This window comes from Streptomyces sp. NK08204 (assembly GCF_020400585.1).
Lineage (GTDB): Bacteria > Actinomycetota > Actinomycetes > Streptomycetales > Streptomycetaceae > Streptomyces.
The window spans coordinates 1-888 of the sequence record NZ_JAINVF010000080.1 but is presented as its reverse complement, the minus strand read 5'-3'; the positions used below and the strand labels follow the sequence as shown (position 1 = coordinate 888).

Genomic DNA, 888 nt, shown 5'->3' with positions numbered 1-888 from the left:
CTAGAAGGCTCATGAGATCTTGGGGTTCTGGCCCCGCCGCGTGAGCGGCGGGGCCAGACTCGTTTCGTGGTGATGGGGGAATGGGCCGGGGAGACGGTCGGGCCGGATGTGTGGGAGAGCTGCCGGGAGTTGATCCCGGCTGGGAGTGTGTTCGCGTTTCTGGCCGAGCACCGTGGTGCGCTGTTTCCGGTGGAGATGTTCGCGGACATGTACCCGTCGGCGAACGGGCGGCCCAGCATGCCGCCGCAGATCCTGGCCGCGGCGATCACGCTGCAGGCCCTGCACGGGCTGTCGGACTTCGAGACGGTCCAGGAACTGCGGTGTGACCTGCGGTGGAAGGCCGCGTGCGGGCTGGGTCTGCACGACATGGCGTTCGATGCGTCGCTGCTGGCCTACTTCCGCCGCCGCCTTTCCCGCTCGGTTCGGCCGAACCGTGTGTTCGAAGCCGTGCGCGAGGTCGTGAAGGCCACCGGTGTCCTCAAGGGCAAGCACCGGCGGGCGCTGGACTCCACGGTGCTGGACGACGCGGTCGCCACCCAGGACACGGTCACTCAGCTCATCGCCGCCGTCCGTGCGGTGATCCGTGAGGTCCCCGGCGCGGCCGAGGTGGCCGCGGTCCAGTGCACCGCGCATGACTACACCGATCCCGGCAAGCCCCGCATCGCCTGGAACGACGAACAGGCCCGCGCCGCCCTCGTCGACGCTCTGGTCACCGACGCACTCAGGCTGCTGGGACACCTGTGCGACCAGGAACTGGGCGAGAAAGCGGCCAACGCGGTCGGCCTGCTGGCCCTGGTCGCCGGGCAGGATGTCGAGCCCGCCGAGGACTCTGACGGCCGCGACGGACGCTGGCGCATCACCCAAGGGACCGCGCCAGACCGGATGGTC

At 69.8% G+C, this 888-nt stretch carries 1 protein-coding gene; it reads left to right on the top strand.

Features of this window, described 5'->3' with window-relative positions:
- Positions 1-72 precede the first annotated feature (72 nt).
- Positions 73-888: transposase (locus K7G59_RS34385; RefSeq protein ID WP_225840669.1), on the top strand; the 816-nt coding region annotated here is incomplete at its 3' end.